Origin of the sequence: Flavobacterium alkalisoli (genome assembly GCF_008000935.1) — a bacterium.
Classification (GTDB): Bacteria; Bacteroidota; Bacteroidia; order Flavobacteriales; family Flavobacteriaceae; genus Flavobacterium; species Flavobacterium alkalisoli.
This window is the reverse complement of the sequence record NZ_CP042831.1, coordinates 2,039,824-2,059,689: the sequence shown is the minus strand read 5'-3', so window position 1 is coordinate 2,059,689 and position 19,866 is coordinate 2,039,824. Positions and strand designations below refer to the sequence as shown.

9 protein-coding genes are annotated in these 19,866 nt (G+C 38.1%); 6 read left to right on the top strand and 3 right to left on the bottom strand.

Features of this window, described 5'->3' with window-relative positions:
• Positions 1 to 220: 220 nt before the first annotated feature.
• Positions 221 to 1,870 (bottom strand): tetratricopeptide repeat protein, encoded by a 1,650-nt coding sequence (locus FUA48_RS09320; RefSeq protein WP_147583280.1) that lies wholly within the window; start codon positions 1,868 to 1,870, stop codon positions 221 to 223.
• 241 nt (positions 1,871 to 2,111) lie between these two features.
• Positions 2,112 to 3,185 carry a phosphatidylinositol-specific phospholipase C1-like protein gene (locus FUA48_RS09315; protein WP_147583279.1) on the bottom strand — a complete coding sequence of 358 codons (1,074 nt, stop codon included), beginning with the start codon at positions 3,183 to 3,185 and terminating at the stop codon, positions 2,112 to 2,114.
• 218 nt (positions 3,186 to 3,403) lie between these two features.
• Here FUA48_RS09315 and FUA48_RS09310 point away from each other — a divergent pair, with 218 nt between their 5' ends.
• From FUA48_RS09310 to FUA48_RS09285, 6 genes are all read left to right on the top strand, one after another.
• Positions 3,404 to 3,934: an RNA polymerase sigma factor gene (locus tag FUA48_RS09310; protein ID WP_147583278.1), complete on the top strand. Its 531-nt coding sequence runs from the start codon at positions 3,404 to 3,406 to the stop codon at positions 3,932 to 3,934.
• A 64-nt stretch (positions 3,935 to 3,998) separates the two neighbouring features.
• On the top strand, positions 3,999 to 4,934 hold the full coding sequence (locus FUA48_RS09305; protein ID WP_240732435.1) for a FecR family protein: 936 nt from the start codon (positions 3,999 to 4,001) through the stop codon (positions 4,932 to 4,934).
• 75 nt (positions 4,935 to 5,009) lie between these two features.
• Complete coding sequence (locus FUA48_RS09300) at positions 5,010 to 8,279, top strand: SusC/RagA family TonB-linked outer membrane protein (RefSeq protein WP_147583277.1); 3,270 nt, start codon at positions 5,010 to 5,012, stop codon at positions 8,277 to 8,279.
• A gap of 3 nt (positions 8,280 to 8,282) precedes the next feature.
• A complete protein-coding gene (locus tag FUA48_RS09295) occupies positions 8,283 to 10,052 on the top strand; it encodes a RagB/SusD family nutrient uptake outer membrane protein (protein ID WP_147583276.1) in 1,770 nt (589 codons plus the stop codon).
• A gap of 122 nt (positions 10,053 to 10,174) precedes the next feature.
• Positions 10,175 to 10,747 (top strand): Crp/Fnr family transcriptional regulator, encoded by a 573-nt coding sequence (locus FUA48_RS09290; protein ID WP_147583275.1) that lies wholly within the window; start codon positions 10,175 to 10,177, stop codon positions 10,745 to 10,747.
• A gap of 72 nt (positions 10,748 to 10,819) precedes the next feature.
• Positions 10,820 to 11,494, top strand: coding sequence for a hypothetical protein (locus FUA48_RS09285; protein WP_205729401.1), 675 nt, complete (start codon positions 10,820 to 10,822; stop codon positions 11,492 to 11,494).
• Positions 11,495 to 11,545: 51 nt separating this feature from the next.
• Here the strand turns inward: FUA48_RS09285 and FUA48_RS09280 are convergent, their stop codons facing one another.
• The gene (locus FUA48_RS09280; RefSeq protein WP_147583274.1) at positions 11,546 to 19,696 is read right to left on the bottom strand and encodes a LamG-like jellyroll fold domain-containing protein; all 8,151 of its coding nucleotides are present in this window, start codon (positions 19,694 to 19,696) and stop codon (positions 11,546 to 11,548) included.
• Positions 19,697 to 19,866: the final 170 nt, after the last annotated feature.

Here is a 19,866-nt window from a genome sequence, read left to right as displayed (position 1 = left end):
CAATACCGATAAGTACAGCGGTGTGTTACACAGTTTGCTAAATGACAGTTGTTTTTCCAGCCGGATGCGGCACAGTTGAATATGTAGTAAACACAGCCGCTATGGCTTATCAGATATTACTACAACATTAATGAAAAAATGAAAGTTTTATTTTGCCGTCCCGTAGAAAATAACAGCCAAAAAAGCGACAAAACAAGGTAAATTAAGCGACACTAAAAACCTAAATACTTGATATGTAAGAATATAAATCAACTTCTTTAGATATATTCATTTTTGCTGATAAACGCTCTTTTCTTTTCTTACTGGCTGCAAGAGTTATATTAAGTACTGTTGCAATTTCTTTAACGCTTAACCCCATATAGATGTAAGCTATAAACCTTATATCGTTTACATTAAGATCCTTGTGAAGTTCTTTAAGTCTGGAAAGGAATCCCTGATTAACTTCCTCAAAATGTTTTATAAAGTTATCCCACTCGTTGTCGGTTCTTAAGTATGCCTTTAGGGAATTAACATGATTAACCAGTGTTTGGTCTTTTGCCAGTTTAGGCTTTTTGGAAAGATAGGCAACGATTTCCTCTATAATCTCATTCCTGTCGGAAAGATAAAGTGCCCTGGATGAAAGCTTTTTGTTTTTGTTTTCTATTTCCTCATTAAGGCGTTCCTGCTCCAAAAGAGCTTTAGTAACTTTTCTTTCCAGTTTAAGATTATAGTTTTTCTCCTTCTCAAGATGAAGTTCAATTACATTACGGCTACGTTCTGCAATCATTTTCTTTTGCCTGAAAATAAGCACTATAATTATTACAGCAGCACATATAATAACTATTATAGCATAAAACACTCTTCTTTCAGAAGCAAGCTTTTGCTCTTTCACAAGAATCTGATTCTTATAATCCTGTATTTCAAATTTAACCCTGTTATTTTCAAAAACCCTACCGTTGTTACGCTCAGTAAGCTCGTGTTCTGTAACAAGTATTGAATCCTTAAACCGTAGGGCGTCTTTATAGGAACCGCTTTTTTCATATATATCTGAAAGAAGAACAAAAACATTCTTCTTGAATTCCAAATCGGGATTTCTGTTCAGGGCACGCTTAGCAAATACAATTGCCTGAGAATAATTCTTTTCCTTAAGATAGCTTTTGGATATTATTGTCCATAAAAAAATATCCAGCCCCATTTCAGCAGCATTCGGTTCATTATTATATAAGTCCCACGCTCCTTTTCTTGCCTTTACCACATCACCTAAAAGCAAATCATTTTCAATTAAAAGCACTTTAGACGAAGCCAAAAAATGGCCTTCAAGGTGTTTCGTACTTTCCAATAGGTATGGTCTCGCCTTTTCAGGTTCATTCATACGGTTATATATATAACCCAAATTCATTTGAGGAAGCCAAATATGTGACTCGATATTCTTATCCTTAGCACCCTTATAAGCCTTGGTATAATACTCTATTGCTTTTTCATACATTTTTTGACGCGCATAAATATTAGCAACATTATTAAGACACTCCAGTTCCTGCTCGTCCCATTTATTTTTAACAGCTATATTGTAAGCATCCAGAAAAAAATGAAGAGCTTCTCCGTAATCAAACATAGAATAATAGCTGAACCCAGTACCAAAAAGTGAATTAAAAAGTTGCCTGTCCCAATTTTTAGATAATGCCATTTCTTTTGCTACCGTATAATATTCCAGTGCTTTTACATAATTGGTCTTATCTTTCTCTTTGTTACCTTTTTTTATGAGAGTATCACACTCAGCCTGTGTATATTCTTCACCATTACTACCATTACCAGCTATTGCCAAATTACTGCACAACAAGCATATAAAAAATGTAAGCAAGTGGGTTCGAAGAATATTTTTTAGTGGTTTCATGTGGTAGGGATGGTTAAATTTTAAGTTTTTATTAACATTTCCAAATATAAGAATTGTATTACCCAGTTGACTTTTAATTTTTCTTAAAAAAATAAAAAGCCATAAATTTTTACATAAAAAGCAAACAGAAAGCTTAATCTTTAAGAAAAAATAAATTTAAAGCCCTTAAAATAATATTCGTAAAAAAAATAAGGCATTCATTAAGAATGCCTTACAAAACTAAAACGATAGAGAAAATTATTTATTTGCCTGTCACAGGATTAGGACGAACAAAAGTGTTATTATCGAAAGAAATATGATAATCAGATTTGAATAATTTACTAGGTAAATAATAATCGGTAGTTATTATTTGAGCCCCAGAGGTACATGCTTTATTAAAACGGGTATAATCGTTATTACGCGCTTCCTGAGTATTTGCATCTGCCCTGGTACGTATTATGTAGCCTTTTTTAACCAGGCTCTCAATATCGGTATCGGTTTCCGGCTCATTCTTAAAAAGCCATGCTGCTTCGGGTGTTCCCGGCTTTGCATTTACAAAAACCGCACGACCTTTTAAAGACGGATGCCCTTTCATATACAAATCCCTTTTCTTACCGTTATCATCCAGTATAAAAAGGAATTTGCCCCTCGCCTCTTTTAGTGTTGGCCAGTTATTGTTAAGTACCGCTTCTTCTAGTGTAGTATACTTGCCTCTTACCATATCAGGTGTTATAACCTTATCCTTACCTAAAACGGATAAAAGTACTTTATCCAATTCATCAAAAAGTTTGGCATTAAATTGTTCAGGCTCTGTACCAAAACGGTTTTTGTCACCGTCTTTAGGTTCAAGCGTAATAAATACAGGTACATGATCAGGATGTGCCTCACTCCATTTTCTTAATTTGGTAAGGCAGTCCTCAAATGTCATACACTGAGTCCTGAAGTCAAAATCGGGCATATGTAAAACCTTAAATCCCGGTTTTTTCATAATACCTTCTGTATCATAAGGCTGTTCTGGCGTTACAAGATCAAGGCCTTTAGGATGCGCATATTTACCACCTTTGGTATCGGCATAAACATCAATCTCTAAATTTCTTAATCCCATATCGAGCTGTTTTTCAATAGCTATATGTTCATACTGAAGTCCGTAAACAGAATGTGTTGTATCCATTTTAGCCATAGCCTCAAGCAAAGCAGGCTCTATTGCATTTTTGTAGCTATTGTGTGACCCAATAACCTGTAGTTGGTTAATATGTAAGTTATCGTCCTGAGCCATCGCCTTAAATACAGGAGCGGCTAACAGTAGCACCATTAATGGTGAAAAAAGTGATTTCATGGTTGGAAAAATTATTGTGAAGTATTGAGGCGAAAATTATAAAAGAGATATTAAGCCCGTGTTATATAAACAAAAACAAATAAAGATTAAAAAAGGCCTCTATAGCATAAATCAATATGCTTTCCTGTAAGAAATTAATTAAAATATAACTTTCAAATAAAGTACAATGCATTTTCATTTTTTTATTTAGCAGTTTACACAGCGCCTCTATTTACCCAATGAAAAGTACTACTGAGTTTGAAGAAATATACACCGGATATTGGGAAAAACTCTATGTTTTTTCTTTTAAGATGACACAGGACCGGGAACTTGCACAAAATATTGTGCAGGATGTTTTTATCGACTTTTGGGAAAGAAGAAATGAAACCACAATACTATCTATAGAAAGCTATCTGTTTAGGGCTGTAAAAAATCAGGTTTATAAATACTACCGTAATAATCGCTTTGACAAAAGCATACCCGAAGAAAAATTTGAAAATTACCTTATAGAGAATATCAGCTCTGTTGACGATGAACTACTAGATAAGCTTTACTCCTTATTAGATAAGCTTCCTGAAAAAAGAAAAGAAATCCTGATGATGTATAAAATTCAGGAAATGGACATAGACCAGATAGCCGCACAATTAAATATTTCAAAACAAACTGTAAAAAATCAAATTACCTCAGCCTTAAAACAACTACGGGCTGAGATAAAAGACATGGATTTTAATACGGTAATGCTGCTGTTTTTTCTATTAACTTTTCTTTAACAGTATAGTAATACTCGACAATAGTACTATTTCCCTCATAAGGTACTTATAGACGAATTACATTATGATGATTAGAAAAGTAAAACATTATCTGGAACATCTTATCGAAAAAAGTACAGATAAAAAAGCCTCTGAAAAAGAAGAGCAGTTGCTGGAAGATTTTATTCAGCATGAATATTCCAATAACAACAGTTGGGATGAAGCCACTATGGGAAATAAGGAAGAGGTTTCAAATGCTATTTACAATACTATAAGCCTGTCTGTAAATCCGGTTAAAAAAGTAAGAAAACTTAATTTTCACAAATATGCTGCCGCTGCATGTATAGCCATAGCGGTGGGCACCACTTTTATAATAAAAAGTGATAAAAAACCGGAAATGCTTTCATTACAAACAACAGCCGCAATGGATTCCCTTAGACTGGAAGACGGCACAACTATATTCCTGGCTGCCAGTTCACAATTAGCATATCCGGCACATTTTACAGGTAAAGAAAGAGCTATAACACTACTACAGGGTAACGCTTTCTTTAAAGTTGCAAAAGACCCTGAACATCCGTTTATAATTACTTCGGGCGATATCAAAACAAAAGTACTTGGTACTTCTTTCCATATAAAATTATGCCGGGAAAACTGTAATGTAACCGTAGTAACCGGTAAGGTAAATGTATCATCGGGCGGACAAAGTGTAGACCTTCTTCCTAATGAGGAAGCCATATATAACAACAGTAAACTTACCAAACAGCCTGCTACAGAAACTATACTGGCTAACTGGTATAAAGAAGATATAGAACTTAATGATGTAAAACTGGACGAGGTATTTACTTTGTTACGCTATAAATATGGTGTAAAACTGGAACTTAAAAACGAAGAAATATTAAATACCAGACTTACGGTTTACATTAAAAACAGAGCATCTTTAGACAGCATCTTAGAACAAATAAACTACATCACAAATCAAAAATTTGAGGCCTATGACAATACAATAACAGCGAAACGATAATAAAAAAACCGCAGTTGCTGCGAACAACTACGGTCTATAGAAATTAAGCCATCGTAAAAACCAATAACTTAAAACATGTATTCTAAATTTACTTCTTTTAAACTAAAAAACACGATTTTTTTAGTGTTTACGCTACTCTCCCTTTTAGGAGCTGAAGCTAAAGGCGTAATAAACACGCCAAAAGTAAGCTTTAAATCAGAAAAAGCAACACTGGTAAACATTTTTTCAACATTAAGCGAAAAAACAAACTATAAGTTCAGCTATGGTGAAAGCATCATAGAAGATAAAAACCTATATACGGTTACTTATACAAACAGCCCTATAGAAACGGTATTAAAAGACCTTTCTCAAAAAGCTCATTTTACTTATAACATCAGTAACAAACTGGTGCTTATTAAAAAGGAGGCCGCTGTTAAAAATATTTCAGATGTACAACAAACCGTAAAAGGTAAAGTACTTGACGAAAACGGAATGCCATTACCCGGTGCATCTGTTATGGAGGTGGGTACAAACAATATTGTAGCAACTGATTTAGACGGTAATTTTGAAATTATGGTAGCTCAGGGTAAAATCCTTGAAGTATCATTTATAGGTTATAAAACAAGAAGTGTTTTAGTTGACAGCGACAGCCTTAGTATACAACTGGAGTCAAACGCATCAGAGCTTGACGAGGTTGTAGTGGTAGGTTATGGTAAGCAAACTAAAGCCGACCTTACAGGATCGGTAACACAACTTGAGGAAGACAACTTCAGACTAGGTGTTAACGTATCTGCCGATCAGCTATTACAAGGTAAGGTTGCCGGTGTAAGGGTTGTTCAGGCAAGTGGTGAGCCGGGAGCTCCTATGGATGTAACCATCCGTGGTGTAGGTTCAATAAGAAGTGGTAGTACTCCGCTATTTGTTGTAGACGGTGTGCCGTTAACTAATGACGATGCCAGCCCTGCAGGACAAAATGTTGGTTTTGGTACTTCAAGAGCTAAAAACCCTCTTAACTTCCTTAATACAAGTGATATCGAATCTATAAGTGTACTTAAAGATGCTTCTGCTGCTGCTATCTATGGAGCAAGGGGATCTAATGGTGTAGTTATAATCACTACTAAAAAAGGTAAAAAAGGTGAAGCTACTTTTACTGTAGACTCTTACTTAGGTTTCTCTAAAGTGTCTAAAAAGCTTGATGTACTATCTGCAAGCGAATACAGAAACGCTCTTACTGATCCTGCTTTTGACCACGGCGGAGATACCGACTGGCAGGATGTAATATACAGAAATGCCGTGACTACAAACAATGTAATGGCTTTCTCTAAACAAACCGATACAGGTAACTACTATGTATCACTTGGACAAATGGATCAGGAAGGTATAGTAAACAACAGTAACTTTAAACGTACTTCAGGCAGGATTAATGCTGCTGAGTCATTTTTTGACAAACGTTTACGCCTAAGTGCTAACCTTACTGCAAGTGAAACTGTAGATAACGGTGTACCAACCAGTGATGATGGTGGTTCTAACGGACAGCTTATTATCCACACCCTTATGGCAAACCCTACTCAGCCTGTGTTTGATGAAAACGGCGAGTACCAAAACTTTAACATGAATGCGCATTATAACCCTGCTTACCTCTTAAGCATCTATAATGACGAAACACGTACAATAAGAGTATTAGGAAACTTTGAGGCATCTCTTAGGCTTGCTAAAGGTTTAGACTATAAACTTAATATAGGTGTAGACCGTTCAATGTCAGAAAGAAATACTACAATCTACCCTAACGTAACCGACCTTAACCCTATAGGTAAATACATTCAGGGTAACCTTGAATCTAAAAGCCAGCTTATCGAAGATTATTTAACTTATAACTGGTTTAACGACAAACATAAGGTAGAAGTTCTTGGTGGTTTCTCTTATCAGAAATTTGAAAGATCGGGAACAGCATTCAGCATAGACGATATAGCTGATCAGGAAATAGGCGTTAATCCGGCAGATAACCCTGCATTTTCAGGCTATCAGACAGGTGTAACCGGTTTCGCTCAGGAAAATGAGCTACAGTCTTTCTTTGGAAGGGTAAACTATGCTTTCAACAAGAAATACCTTATTACAGCTTCAATGAGGGCTGACGGTTCTACACGTTTTGGTGAAAACAACAAATATGGTTACTTCCCTTCATTTGCAGGGGGTTGGGTAATTTCTCAGGAAAGTTTCCTTAAAGAGAACAAAGTAATAGAAAACCTAAAACTTAGAGCAAGCTGGGGACAAACAGGTAACCAGGAAGTACAAAATAAAATTACAAAAGCGAGTTACGCTCTTAGCGGCGCAGATGGTTACTATCTGTATGATGACCTAGGCCTTGTTAACGGTGTATCTGTTTCAAGAACTCCAAACCCTGACCTTAAATGGGAAGTAGTTACTCAGTTTGACTTAGGTATAGACTTTAGCCTATGGAACGGTAAACTATATGGTACACTTGATTACTTTAACAAAACCACTACCGATGCCATCCTAAACATACCTTCTCCGGTACTTAGCCCAACCAATACTATTTGGGTAAATATAGACGGAGAAATTGTAAACAAAGGTTTTGAGTTCATGTTAGGTTCTCAGATAATTGACAACAGCGACTTTAAATGGTCGGTAGATTTTAACGGGGCTACACTTGATAACGAAGTGAAAAACCTTCCTGTATCAGAAATCCTTTCAGGTGCAATTTCAGGTCCTGGTCAGTCGGGAGTATTAGCAAACATCTACAAAAGCGGATATGCTGCAGGTTCATTCTACCTTATTGAGCATGTAGGTTTTGATGAGAACGGTGCCGAAATATTTAAGGATCAAAACGGTGACGGTGCCATTACAGGAGACGACCGTGTAATTATAGAAGGTGCGTTACCTAAATTCACTTACGGCTTTAACAGCCAGATGAACTATAAAAACTTTGATTTCTCATTCTCAATCATCGGTCAGTCAGGAGGGTATCTTGTAAACAATACAGGATTAAATGCTCTTAATATTAATAACCTTGCATCAGACAGAAACACTGCAACAGATTATTACAATTCAGGAGCTAACCCTGCAAACTCACCACAGCTGTCTACACTTTATCTTGAAAAATCAGATTTCTTAAGATTAAACACAGCTCGTTTAGGTTACAACTTTAAAATTAAAAACCTAAACTGGTTACAGGGACTTAACCTGTATGTAACAGGACAAAACCTGTTTACAATAACAGATTATAGTGGTTACGATCCGTTAATTAACAGCGCTAAATCAAGCGGAGGTAACCAGTCACTGGGTATCGATTATTCAAGCTACCCAAGTGCAAGAACATTCATTCTAGGTGCAACTCTAAAATTATAAAAAATGAAAAAGAACAAAATATTTACAATAAAAAGTATAGCAGTAGCACTTGCTGCCCTGACTTTAGCCAGCTGTACCGACTTAGACGAGGTAGTGCTTGACGAGGTACTTGGTGAAGACGCATCTAGCGTAGACGGTGCCCTTGCAGCAGCATATGACAGATTAGGTGACGGAACTTTTGTAGATAACGGTGGTATTTTTGCCATGCAGGAATATTCTTCTGATATAGCTATCCTTCCTACACGTGGTAGTGACTGGGGTGATGGTGGTAAATGGCGTACAATGCACGAGTTTACATGGACTCCAAGCAGTGCCGTTATTACCGATAACTGGAACAAACTTACTAATGGTATTACACGTTCGCTTACAGCTATAAAAACAATAAGCGGAAACGAATTTACAGATAAGGCAATGTTTCTTGCCGAAGCTAAAGGGCTCCTTGCATTCTATACTTACTATACACTTGACCTTTACGGACAGGCTCCTTACCGCGACCCTCTTGATGAGAATGCTCCTGTAGAGATACTTCAGGCTGCCGATGCGATTGACGGACTTATTGAGGACGTAGAAGCTATTATTCCTGATTTAGCTGAACTTGGAGAAAACAGGACACATTCAGGCCGTTTTACAAAAGAGGCTGCCTATGCCCTACTTGCTGATATGTACCTTAATCGTGCAGTTTATAAAGACCGTTACAACGCAAGTTCTTCATTTAACTTTAATGAGGCTTCTGTAAGCGGAAACGGTACAGATATGGACAGGGTAATTTACTATACTTCGTTAATTATCGATTCTGGTAAATTTAGCCTTAACCCTAATTTCTTTGATAACTTCTCTATCAACAATTCAGGCGGTCAGGAACACATTTTTGTTGTAGTACAAAAAATAGACAACATCCGTAATGGTGATAACGACTTAGGCTATATGTGTGTGGCCCGTAACCAGAGACCTTCTCCTGCAAACAGGGGTACTAACGGTTCATGTACTACTCCCGAGTTCTATGCAAGTTGGGAAGGTAATCATGAAGACCCTAGATTCTCAAGAAAATACCAATATGGTGACGGCACATGGTTTATGAATGATGGTACCGATGTAAGCGTACCTGCATCTGACCTGGTACCGGGAAGCAGCGACCTGCCTTGGTTCCACTTTAACAGCGGATTACTTGTTGGACAACAGTACGGACCGAAACTTACTCAGTCGGGTGGTTTTGAAATGACTGGCGACGGAAGAATTAAGGTATCTCAGCTATTTATGGAAAAAAGCGCTACCACTCCGATGGTATTTACTCCTGAGCTTGATTTTGACAATCCTACACAGGCTGTATTTGCTCAGGATCAGATAAACCGTGGTGTACGTATCTTCAAATTTGAATACGACCCGGAACAAGGTAACGGATCTAGTAATGTAGATATTCCGCTATACCGTTTAGGTGGTATTTATACTATGAGAGCTGAAGCTTATTTACGTAAAGGAAATAATGGTTCTGCACTTATGGACATCAATATGCTTAGAACTTCGAGAACAAGAGAAGCACTTTACGGAAATACTCCTGGTATAGCTATTCCTTCTATCGATGCTGATATACTATATAAAGAAATTGGATTTGAGCTTTACTGGGAAATGAAGAGAAGGCCGCAAATGATACGTTTCGGCAAATTTGACCTTCCTTATACAGCAAAACCTGCTTCTGAGCCATTTAGAAGGGTATTCCCTATCCCTCAGGAAGCAATGGATGTTACTGATGAACTTACGCAAAATTTGGGTTATTAAGTTGATTAATGTTTCAGTACTTAAAACTCCGGCAGCTGCCGGAGTTTTTTTTACCCTCTTATCTAAAAATACTGTTTAGGTTTTGATTACTATATTTATACTTCAAATCTAAACTAACCAAAATGGAACGGGAAGCATTAATAAGTTTTATAAAACAAACCATCCCTATATCTCAAAAAGAAGCAACTACTATTTCAGCGACATTTGAACCCATTACCTACAGCAAAGGAGATTACCTCCTTCATCAAAATGAGATAAGCGATACTTACCTATATCTTGAAAAAGGACTTATGAGAACTTTTTTATTTGATACCGATGGTAACGAAATAACTACCGATTTCCATAAAGAAAATAATGTGGTTTTTGAGGTTACTTCTTTTTTTAACAGAGTGGCTTCTCAGACTAATATTCAGGCTGTAACTAACTGCAGTGGGTACAGGTTATCGTACAGTGAACTCAATACTCTTTTTCATAACAAGCCCGAATTTCGTGACTTTGGAAGAGCTATATTAGTAAAAGAATTTATAAAGTCTAAAGAACGTAACTATGGTATGATAAATAAAACTGCCGAAGAACGCTACAAGGCACTTATAACAAATGATAATAAAATATTACAATATGCCCCATTAAAACATATTGCATCTTATTTAGGTATTACCGATAGTACCCTTAGTAGACTAAGAGGTAAAATGTAAAACTTATTTCTTGCCTTTTGTCAAGAACCAAACAAAGGCTTAAACAGAAATTTGTATTGTAAACACTTTATTATGGTACAAATTTCAACTCCAACTGCAATAGGATTTATTATAACCACAGTACTTACCGTATTCTTTTTATACAAAGCCACAAAAAGCATAATAACACTCATCATCATATCTCTATGGATGATTGTAACTACAATATTGGCTTTTAAAGGCTTTTACAGCAATACAAAGGAATATCCGCCACACTTTATATTTTTAATTGCTCCCGGAGTCTTATTTGCTGTTATAACAGGGATTGGAAAATCACTCTCAAAAGACAGAATTAGCACCTCACTCAAATGGCTTACAATACTCCATATCATCCGCATCCCGGTAGAGTTACTGTTATTCTGTCTATATAAAAACAGGGTAATACCTCACCTAATGACTTTTGAAGGATACAACTTCGATATCATTTCGGGTATTACCACACCCATCATCTATTACTTTATTTTTATTAAAAAAGCACTTGATTGTAAGTACCTTTTAGGGTGGAATATCATTTGCCTAGCCCTACTTATAAACATTGTAAGCATAGCCGTTTTAAGCGCCCCTACTCCATTCCAGAAACTAGCTTTTAACCACCCAAATATAGGGGTAACCTATTTTCCTTATGTATGGTTACCGGCTGTAATTGTTCCTATAGTTTTGTACTCTCATATTATATCCATTCGACAACTACTTAAATCAATAAAATAAAAAAGGCCGGTACATTTTGTACCGGCCCTCTTCTTGCATGAAATTATAATACTACCTGTTAACTTTAAGCATTTTATAAGTTCCTGTTTTATCACCTACTGTTACATTGATGATAAATACCTGCTCACCCTGAAGTGATGTTAAGTCAAGGCTTATTGTTTGTGTACCTCCTGTGGTTTGTACATTTTGTGTAGTTATTTTTCTACCTACTAAGTCATATACATCAACCACTACATCCTTACCGCCTTCGTCGTTAATTTCAACCGTTACCTTACCGCTTGTAGGGTTAGGATAAAGGCTTACTTTATCTCTAAGAGGATTAGGATTATCGATACCAAGGCCTTCTTCAACAATTATGTACTCTTCTTTAGTAAGCGATTGGTTACCTGCCACGTTTGTAGCAATAAGAGTAACATCATAAGTGCCTGCTTCTGCATAAGTAACCGTTGGGTTTTGCTCTGTAGAAGTAGCAGGGTCACCACCTTCAAATGTCCATAACCACTCAGTTGGGTTATTAGTACTTAAGTCGTTAAATGTTACTGTTTCACCTTCTTCCACCTCTACCTGATCTGCAACGAAATCAACTTCAGGAGCCTGAGTCCCTAAATATTGGTTAAGTGAGAACACTACAGTAGCCGAAGCATTAAATGTTACATTACCAAATGTAGCATCCTGTTGAGGAGCATTACCACCGTTAGGGTGCTGTACAGAGAAGAATCCGTATTTATAGTCTGGCGTAAATGTTAGACCTGTTGGCTCAGAACCTGCAGGCATAGACGCAAATAACTCAATATTAGGATTGTTTTGTGTATGATCCGGACGGATTACCCAAATGTAGTTTAATCCACCATCCTGGCATACCCAAAGGTTACCTTTGTCGTCAAACACAAGGTTATCGTTACCATCTCCCCATTGTTCTGTAACTGTACCTCCTGCTGTTGCAATAGGATAAGACATACCTCCTGCAAAAGTTTCAAAGTCAGTAATTGTATCGTTCACACTTACAGGATCTGTAAATCTGTAGATACGGTTTCTACCTTTAGCAGTAAAGTAAATTTTACCGTCAAGAGGGCTGATATCACAATCTTCAACACCATTAAAGTTTGTACCTCCTAAAGAAGCAGCAACTGTATTAAGGTTGTTTCTGTCCTGTTGTGTTGTATTAGGAACCTGAATCCATCTTGCTTTTGCAGAACTTGGCTCGTCGTTAGACATTTCAAGATCTAAGTGAAGTACATATACAGTACCTGAGTAAAGGTTACCCGGTACATCCGGTACATATTTGTAAACACAGTGTGTACCACCGTCTTCACCATAGTAAGCTGCAGAACCATCGGCTTTAATAACCACGTTTTCGTGATTCATTCTACCCATAGCCCAAAGTTTTTCCTGCTTACCGTTACCGTACTCCATTACCTGAGCAGTAACAGGATCAATTTCCACTAACCAGCCTTCATCCTGGTATCCGTCGCCGTTAGCGTCTCCTGAAGCTGTATTCTCTTCAGCAGTAATTACGGTACCCCAAGGAGTAATACCTCCTGAACAGTTTCTTGTAGTTGTTACAAGGTCGTTGTTATAGAAGTCTACCGGTTGAGAATCGTCAATAACCCAAAGTTGGTTTTCTGTATCTAGGTGAATATCAAGCATAGACACACCACCCGGAGTATTTTCGTGGTTAACTGATAAATGACCAAGTTCGCTGTCTCCGTCCGTACCTACATAGGCAGAGAAGTCATGGTTACCCGGCACGTTACCCGAACCGTCCATATAAGCATCTCCCTGTTTGAATAATAACTGGAATCTGTGCTCCTGAGAAATTATAAGGTTAGGAGTTTGTCCTGTAGGGTTAATTGAAGTGAAACAAGCAATATGCTCTTCGTCACAAACCTCAATATCCTGAGGAGCATCTTTAATATACATATCAAAACTGATATCTGAACTCTGACCGTCACGGTTGTGAAGCTCAACAGAAATTCTGTTTACACCTTCCTGGAATACCGTTTTTGGTACTATGTAAGAGAAGTATCTCTTCTCGTCTGCACCGTCTATGGTAGTAGCAGAATGTGTAAGATAATCAATAGCACCTTCAGGCATATTGTCTCTAAATACTTCCACACCGTTTACATAAACTACGGCACCGTCGTCTCTTCTTAAACCAAACTCAACATTTTCAGCTACATCAGCAAGAGAAAGTTCGAGATCTCTTGTAAAGTAGTAAGTAATGTATTTGTTTGAAGCATCAGGACCGTAAGAGATTACTGTTTTAGCAGGATCTCCGTAACCAAGAGGAGCCTCTCCTCTTTCCCATGCATTGTTGTTGTATGTAGATTCTGTCCAGTCTGTAGCACCTAAATCAGAACCGTTGTCAAGATAAGCCCATGTCTCTCCTTTATGAAGCGGGTAAGATGCTGCTTCAAGCGGAGGAAGGTTAAAGTTAACCTCCATATCAAAGCCAAGGTCTGAACTGTTTGCAGAAGCCTGGTGAAGCTCTACAGCAATTACGTTCGTACCGTTTTCAAGCAGGTTAGCTGTTTCAACAAGTTCATAAGTAGTTTCATCTGAACCACCTATTGTTGAAGAAGCATAAGTGTTGTAAGTAACAGCACCTTCAGGCATGTTTGATCTGAAAGCCTCAACGCCGTTTACATATACTATTACACCGTCATCTTTTAATGTATGGAAAAGTAACGAACCTATTTGAGAAGCGTCTTCCACGTTAAACGTATGTCTGAAATAGTAAGTTGGGTATTTGTTATTAGCATCCTCACCATAACTTAGTGTAGTTGCCTCAACACCGTCTCCGTAACCTAATATACCATTACCAAACATCCATGCTGTATCATCATAATCTACAGCTGTCCATTCAGTACCAAGGTCAACTCCGTTATCGTTGTATTTCCATAAGCTTTGAGAAGCGATAGGGAAAGTACCCACAGGATATTCTGTAGAACTCTCTAACCATGCAAGGTAAAGCGGGGTACCATCAAGAGGAATCTCTGTAAAGGTTACAATGCTTCCTACTTTAGTACCTGTTGCTGCAACTGTAATTTCTGTAGCAGGGTTACCTGTTAACAGGAAGTAAGTTGTTGCAAGTGTATTTACATCGTTAGGGTTGTCAAACACTTTAGAAACGTCAACCTTAAGGGCTGCTGTTTCAATAAAGCGTGTATCAGGCATCCATCTTCCGCTGATATAAAGCGTATCGTTTTCTTCATCGTTTAGTGCATGAAGTACTTCATTACCTTCTTCTTTACCAAATACTACGTTGTTGTTAACGCTGGTAACTTCATCAGCAAGGTACATACCGTTACCGCTATCATTCATAACACTCCAGCTACCCCTAACCTCATTACGGTAAGGAGCTTCCATATCCCTTACAGGATCTGTAGCAGCTATGATTGAAGCATTTGTATAAGGAACTTCAACTACTTCAGAACCACTGTTTACTAAGAAACCGCTGTTATCCTGATTAAATGTATAGTTGTAAGCAAGATTATCTGTAGCTTCAGGAATTGAAAGGTACATATCTTCACGTATCTCTTCAATTGTCTTAGCCTTAGTCCATATACGGAACTCATCTATATCACTACTTGTTGGCGCATCATTCGAAAGGTTTCTACCAAAGGCAAGGTTGTTAGCATTTGGCTGGAATGTTCCTACCGGCATGCTGTCTACAAGTTCACCGTTTATATAGAACTTAAATTCACCGTTAGGTACAAATGTTACCGCAACGTGGTTCCATTCGTTTACTCCCCAAACATGGTCTGAGTTTAGTGAATTCCATCCTCCTCCGGCTCCTTGACCAGTAATTGTCTGTAGTGTCTGGTTACCTAAGAACTCCATTTCCCAACCGTAGTTACCACCACCAAAGCTGGTAAAGCCTACAAGTTTCTTGTTAGCTCCCGAAGGCTCCCTTAAACGAGCCCAAAGCTCGATAGTAAAGTCTCCCGAAAGTGCAGCGTTTACACCTTCTTTAGGTATCTGTACATCGTGACCGTTACCTAGGCTAAGTACACCACCCTGTGCTATAATAGCAGCTGTTGGGTCTATTTCAAAAGCAAGGTAATAGTTACCTATAGCTAAATCAACATCTTCAAACAGTACCACACCATTTTCTTCAGTAGCTGTTGCTACTGTTTGGTAAGTACTGTTAGGATCTCCTTTTATAAGTGAATATTCTGCCACTATTGCATTAACAGCTGCAAAATCTTCTATAACAGTTGCAAGGTCAACCTCAAGATCGGCAACCTCCATGTTAAGGGCATTTAAATGCCATCCGCCTACAAGGTATTTGTTATCCTCATCTTCACCAAGCTGAGCAATGTCATTGTCTTGGTTACGTGAAACGATTAGGTTTTCTGTAAAGTTAGAAATACCACCGCTTACATATAAACCATTAAGAGTTTCGTTAGTAATACTCCAGTTACCTGTAACCTGATCCGGGAAATCTACATTTATTTCACTAACCGGGCTGGTAGCATTAATTATAGTTGCATTTGTATAATCTACAACTGTTGTTTGAGTACCTCCTAGATTTTCAAGCACACCGTTATCTTCCTGATCGAAAGTGAAGTTGTATAATAAACCATCCTGACCTTCTTCAAGAATTACGTGCATCTGCTCAACAATCTCTTCCTGAGTTTTTACGTGATTCCAGATACGGAACTCATCCATCATAGAATAAGTTTGTCCTCCGTAGTTTATACTTTTACCAAAAGCAAAGTCCCAGTTTTGGTTAGGAACGAAATCTGCAAAAGCATTTTCACCTTTTAGCTCACCATTAACGTAAAGCTTAACCATACCACCGGGAGCAGCAGTAACCGCAATGTGGTTCCACTCACCTATTGTTAAAGGAGTACCTGAGTTAGTACTGTTCCATGCACTGGTGTTAGTACCAAATACAGCAGAAATAGTATTGTTATCCGGCATCTCAAGAGAGAAACCTGTTGAGTTACCGTTTATTTTACCGTGGCTTGAAAGTACCTTGTCGTTATTACCCGGATCCTGAGTTACGTTTAACCAAAACTCAAGGGTAAAGGCATTAGCCATAATAGGGTTCATATCTGCATACGGAATAGTAACATCATGTCCACCCGCAAGCGATAAAGCTCCACCTCTACCCGGTACAAACTCTGCTGTAGACCATGCTACATAATAAGTACCTTCAGTAAGGTTAGCATTGTAGAATGTTACATTTTGTCCGTCAAAGCTTCCTTCTGCAACATTTTCAAATTCTTCTGTCTCCTCAGATCCCTCAACCGACTTAAGCAGATAATACTGCCCTGCAGTCTGGCTTATGGTTTCATAATCCGGTAAGCTTTCTTCAAGATTGATTTTTACTGTAGCAAAAGGAGTGTTTAGAGGATCTATTCTCCATCCGCCCTGAAGGTAAGTCATATCGTCCTCACCCGGTACGGCTGCTGTAGTTTCCACATTATGTTTACCTACCACAACATTGCTGTTGTAAGCAGTAATATTGTTAGGGAATGTAAGTCCTGAGTTATTTACATCGTTGTTGCGGCTCCATTTACCTGTAACCACATCTTTATAATCATCACCTAGTACTGATACCGGAGAAGTTGCCGTAGCAAATACACCTCCATTAAGGAAGATTTCCTGCTCCATAGAGCCTAAGCTTACAAAGCTGTCTGCATCTTCATCAGCAGCACTAAAGTCAAAGTAAACAGCAAGGTCTTCCTCATCACCTGTTAAGTGATAGTGCATCTGCTCGTTTATCTCATCTGCAGTAAGTGCTCTTTCCCAAATACGGAATTCATCAAGTTCTGCCTGCACAGCACTACCGTAGTAAGGGCTGTAACCAAGACCTAAACCAAACTCGTTAGGGATATATTCTCCAAACGGCGCAGAACCTATTTGCTGTCCGTTTACATAGTATGTCATGGTACCATTTTTAGTAACCGAAAGGGCTACGTGGTTCCACTCACCTATGTTCCAAATAGCTCCCTGGTTAGAAATTGTATTCCAGCCTGAACCGTTTGTACCAACAACAACATTTAACTGATTGTTATCCGGGAACTCAAAAGATATACCTGTTGTAAGGTTGTTTACCCTACCGTTACTTGCAATAATTTTAAAGTTTCCTCCCGGGTCTGCAGTAAGTTTACCCCAAAACTCAATAGTAAAATCATCACTTAAAGCGTCGTTTACTACTTCAGAAGGGATAAGCATTTGCTGAGCACCAGCCATTTTAAGTACATCACCACGTGTAGACTCAAAATCGGCCTCTTCCATAATAGCGTCATCAGATATGATTCTACCGTAAAGGTTAAGCTTATCTAATAATCCTATATATTTTTTATCCTGGAAGTTGTTACCGATTGTAATATCAGCATCAGAAGCTACCGGAGTAAGGATATTACTCCACTCCTGGATAAGGAATCCGTTATAGTATACTGATAGTTTTCTTTTTACGTTGTCGTATTTCCAAACAATGTAAGACCAGTTATTTACAAGCAGGCTGTACTCTGTAGAAAGTGTTGTGCCTGTTGCGTGGTTTGTGTAAGTAAGCTTACCGTTAGGGCTAATACCAAATGATACACCCGCACCCTCTGCTCCGTTTGAATAAATTGTTGATCCTGTTGCAGTAAACTGTTCCAGTTTTAACCAAAACGTTAAACTGTACGGACGGTCGTGCATATCAAATGCAGTAGCATAAGGAATGGTTACATTAGTAGCAGCACTAAATTGTAATGCACCGTTAGTAACGCCATCTCTGTCTGCTGCAAAAGTGTGGTTCTCTGCAGTTATGATATGGTTATAGCCTGAAGCATCTGCAACAGCATTTTCTATACCCATTTCCAGCTTAAGAGCATCTGCATTCTGACTGGTTAGCATGTCTTCGTGAATGATTGTCTCAAAATATGGCTGACCTGTTGCACCCACATATTCCACTTTCATCCTTCTGTCATCTGCATCACCATAAACATTAATCCTTAAATACGTTTGTTTAACACCTGTAAGGATATAATTGCTGTTATAGTTAATGTTGTAGTTACCGTTACCCACATCTGAATTGATGTTACCCGATAACACATCATAAAGCGGATAGTTAACATCACCATCCCTTATTATGAATTTCTGCTCATGTATATCAGCACTTAACGATAATACACCATTAATGTTGTTAGCCTTAATGTAGTTGATTAACTCCTGAGACTGTGCTGTATTACAAAAGTTTCTTCCGCCACAGTTTCGCTCAAACGAAGGCGTACCGTTAATTAAAACTTTAAATGTAGCAGTAGAATTTAATAGTCCGTCTTTAAGCCACTGAAGCTGATCCGGACCTAAATGCTGCGATATACCATCGCGGTAGCTACGGTTATCTAATAAAAAGTATTCTACATCTTTATATACATAAGATGAGTAAAGTCCCTGTCCTTCCGGTGTACTGTTGTATTCCGGGTTTGGCCACCAGTCCATGAATATCTCACGCATCTCGCCAATGGTAGGCAGCGTTTTATTAAATTCATTTGGACCAAGATCGTGGTTGTCTGTAATTGCAAGCTGAGGCATTGCAACCGTTAGACTGTCGTGAAAATTCCTAAAGAATCTGTAACGGTCAAAAGCCATATCTTTATTTGCCCAGTCATCAACACCATCAGGACATTGTCCCATTGCATGTTGTAAACCTAATAGATAAACAGCGTCACCTAACCATACCATCAGGTCACTCTGCTCTTCAGCCATTACGTTAAACATTGTTGGAGTTCCGTTAAAATGGAACTCAGCTTCCGGCTGGTCTATACAACGGCTAAGGTCATATATACGGCCACATCCTCCCGAAAGGAATTCAAAATCACTTAACGTGTTTTGTCCGTTTGTAATTGTCGACTGACGGCTTGAAGGTATACCGTTAATAAGTACTTTTGCCGTGTACGACTGCCCTTCTGCTAGTCCGGTGTACTCAAAAGACCTAAGGCTGTAACCAAGCCTGTCATCTGAATTGTAAACCGTACCTGTAAGAGGGGCGTTCTCAGTACCGTTTTGAGTTAACGCTATAGAAAGCGCATTACCCGAACCGGTATTGTTTTTGGTTAACACCCAAACTCTTACTGAGTTATTGTATACTGGACTCATCATAGGCCCGTACACTATGGAATCTCCAGGAATGGTTTGTGCCCGAAGGCCAAAACTCATCAATAAAGACACCATTAAACTCAAAAAAAGTAAACTTTTTTTCATTTTAGCTAATGTTGGTTTAAATTAATTAATAGATTCTTGCTGCAAAATTAGCCTCTGGTTTCGGCATGGATTGTTCGAAATTCTTAAGTTTACTTTAATTGAATATGAAGATTTTATGGTAAACCATAAACGTATTTTTATCAAAAAGGCCCAAAAGTGATTCTTAACAT